Origin of the sequence: Pseudomonas sp. R62 (assembly GCF_000257605.1) — a bacterium.
Classification (GTDB): Bacteria; Pseudomonadota; Gammaproteobacteria; order Pseudomonadales; family Pseudomonadaceae; genus Aquipseudomonas; species Aquipseudomonas atacamensis.
This window is the reverse complement of record NZ_JH635998.1, coordinates 3,281,986-3,285,450: the sequence shown is the minus strand read 5'-3', so window position 1 is coordinate 3,285,450 and position 3,465 is coordinate 3,281,986. Positions and strand designations below refer to the sequence as shown.

Below are 3,465 nucleotides of genomic sequence, written 5' to 3'. Positions count from 1 at the left end.
GGCGAACTCGCCGCTGGCGCCGTCGAGGCGGGCAATCACGCAGTGGCCGATCAGCACGCTGATGTCGCGACAGGCCCGCGCTTCGCCAATGCCGGCCAGCAGGCGTACGCGTGCGGCCTGCGGCTGCAAACGCATCGCCAGCAGGAAACCTTCATACAACGTCAGCCGCGCGCGCACGGCGTACAGGCGTTGCGGCGACAGACCGCGCAGCCGCTCCAGGCCCTGATGCACTTCATCCAGTGCACGCAGAATCTCGCCCCGCGATTGCAAGACTCGAGCTCTGTCGTAGTGAGCCAATGCTTCGAATAATGGATTGCCGACCCGTTGCGCCAGCTCGAGGGATTCACGGTTCAGGCCACGGGCGCGCCACAGATCGCCGTCGGCGATCGCCAGATTGGACAAGGTCGACAGGCACATCAGCCGCTGGCCGTAACGCTTGGCCGGCAGGCTCTCCAGCGCTTCACTGCAATAGCGCAGGGTCAGTTCGCGATGGCCGCGTCCGCGAGCGATGATCCCGCTCAATGCCAGCCACTGCGCCAGCATGGATTTCTGCGCAGTGGCTGAAGGTGCTGGCAGAAAGCGGCTTAAATGGCTGGCCAGCTCCTCAGCGGCATCGAGCTGACAGGCCAGCCCCAGCGCCCAGCTGTAGAGCACGATCAACCGAGGCGTGCTGATCAGCAGACTGTCGGGCAAGTCCATTTTCCAGCGCAGCAGCATGCCGACGTTCTGCTCGGCGAGCAGCTGTTCTTCGGAAAGGTTCTGTACCAGATTTGCCGCGACATCGAGATGCCCGGCACGCAACGCCTGCTCCACCGCTTCGTCGAGCAGGCCTTGCGCATTGAACCAGCGGCAGGCGCGCAAATGCAGGGTGGCGTTGGGCACCATCGCCTGGGCGATCGGCCGGCTGCGCAACAAGTCAGAGAACAAATGGTGATAGCGGTACCAGTGACCGTGCTCGTCCAGCGGCACCAGAAACACCTGATGGGCGAGGAGAAAGCGCAGGATCTCGGCGCTGTCATGGGCTTCGCGGACGGCGTCGCAGAGCTCGCTGCAAAAGCGTTCCTGCGGAGCGGTTTCGTAGAGAAACGATTGCACTTCGGCCGGCAGGCAATCGATGACTTCTTCGAGCAGATAATCGCGTATCAGCCCTTCGCCGCCGTTCAGTGCTTGCGGCAGCGCGGCATCGTTGCCCGCCTCGGCCACCGCCAGCAGCCAGAAGCGCAGACCGGCGACCCAGCCTTCGCTGCGCTGGATCAGGCTTTCCAGTGCTTCGCCGCGCAGTGAGCTGCTGTGGCGGTCGAGCAAGGTCAGGGCTTCGTCGTGGGTCAGGCGCAAATCCTGTTCGTGCAGCTCAAGCAACTGCCGCGACAGGCGCAGACGCGCCAGATGCCAGTCCGGACGCTGACGGCTGGTGACCATCACCAGCAAGCCATCGGGCAGATGATTGAGGAAAAATTGCAGGCAACGATCCAGCACCGGCCCCTGGGCGAGGTGGTAGTCGTCGAGCACCAGCAGCAACGGCGCGGCAGGATCGAGATGCAGCGCCAGCTCATCGAGCAGACCGTCGAGCCACTCTTCGAACGCAAATGGCTGATGGCGCTGACGCATTTTCAGCAGACCGAGAGCGCCAGCGCCCAACGCAGGAAAATAGTCCTGTAGCCCTTCAAGCAAGCGCTCAAGAAAACGTCCGGGATCGCTGTCTCGTGGGCTCAAGCCCAGCCAGAGACTTTGCCAATGCGCCGGCAGGCTTTGACAGAACTCCACCGCCAGCGAGCTTTTGCCGAACCCGGCCGGGGCGCTGACCAGCAGCAACCGACCTCCGAGCCCGGCCTGCAGACGCTGGCAAAGGCGCGGCCGCAAGACATAGCCATCAGGCAGCGGCGGGCGGAAAAAACGCCCGTCCAGTGCTGCGACGGTGATGCTTGCGGGACCCGGAAGTGGGGACAGATCAGTCATGGCCGGCTCTTGTTCGAAGGCGATTGGCGGCGTTGCAGATGTCCGCAGCCTAGCCTTAATCGAACCGGTTATGAAGGTTGCTGCTACAAATGGCTACAAAAAGGCTACAGACACAAAAACGCCCCGAACCGGTCGGGGCGTTTTCACGAGGATGCGGCCTCGGGTTTACGCAGGTTTAGCGAACACCATCCTGACGCAGAGCGGCCGGGGTGAAGTCGCTGGTGGTGGCGGTGAAGCCGAAGTCATACGCCTGCTTCTCTTCGTTCTTCATGCCCAGTGCCAGATAACGGCCGGACTGCAGGTCGTAGAGGGTTTCGAGGGCGTACCACGGCACTTGCTTGTCGTAGTAGTTCTCGGCATGCGCCTCGGCTACACGCCACAGTTGGCCGCGACCGTCATAGTGGTCGATGACCGCTGCCTGCCAGGTGTCCTCGTCGATGTAGAAGTCACGCTTGGCGTAGATGTGGCGCTGGCCTTCCTTCAGGGTCGCGACCACGTGCCAGACGCGGCGCAGCTCGTAGCGAGCCAGGTCCTGATTGATGTGGCCGGCCTTGATGATGTCCGAGTACTTCAGCTTCGGATCGTCGAGCTTGTAGCTGTCGGAGGCGATGTACATTTCCTTCTTGCCTTCAAGCTTCCAGTCGTAGCGATCCGGGGCACCGTTGTACATGTCGAGGTTGTCGGACGTACGCAGGCCATCCGCTGCGGTACCCGGACCGTCATAGGACACTTGCGGTGCACGACGCACACGACGCTGACCGGCGTTATAGACCCACGCCGAACGTGGCTCTTTGACCTGGTCGAGGGTTTCGTGCACCAGCAGTACGCCACCGGCCAGACGCGCCGGCGCGGTCACTTTCTGCTTGAAGTAGAACAGGATGTTGCCCGGGTTCGCCGGATCGTAGTCCTTCATCTTGTCGCGGAACACGAACTGATCCTGGAAGTACACCAGGCTGTACGAGCCGTTCGGTTGCGGCGTGGCCTGGGTCACCAGACGGGTCACGCTGCCGCCGCGATAGCGGGTGATGTGGTTCCAGATCACTTCCACGCCGGTTTTCGGGATCGGGAACGGCACGGCGGTATCGAAGTTTTCCAGACCGTTGCCGCCGGACACCAGGTTGGTGCTGGTGGCGTTCTTCTTGATCGCGGCGAACACGTCATCCGGCACGGTGGCGCCGCGATGGGACGGATAGACCGGCATCTTGAAGGTTTCCGGGTAGCGCTTGAACATTGCGTACTGGCCCGGGGCAAGCTTGTCCTTGTACTTGTCGACATCCTTGGCAGTGATGGTGAACAGCGGTTGCTCACTGGCGTAAGGGTTGGACAGGAAGCCTTTGCTGTCGACGCTGCCGGCATTTTTCGGCAGCGGTTTCCAGGCCGGGATCGAACCGTCGGCATTGCCGGCCATTTCCGCGCCCATCGGCGTCAGGCTCTTGCCCAGTTTGTCCGCTTCGGCAGCAGGCACCGCCGCCATGACACTGGTCGCCAGCAGCGACAGGCCCAGAACAC

2 protein-coding genes are annotated in these 3,465 nt (G+C 62.5%); both read right to left on the bottom strand.

Annotation, left to right across the window (positions count from 1 at the left end):
* On the bottom strand, positions 1–1,956 hold a 1,956-nt coding region (locus tag OQK_RS15865), incomplete at its 3' end, for a LuxR family transcriptional regulator (RefSeq protein WP_038860994.1).
* A 175-nt stretch (positions 1,957–2,131) separates the two neighbouring features.
* A partial coding sequence (locus OQK_RS15860) for a DUF1329 domain-containing protein (RefSeq protein ID WP_081489868.1) occupies positions 2,132–3,465 on the bottom strand: 1,334 nt, incomplete at its 5' end.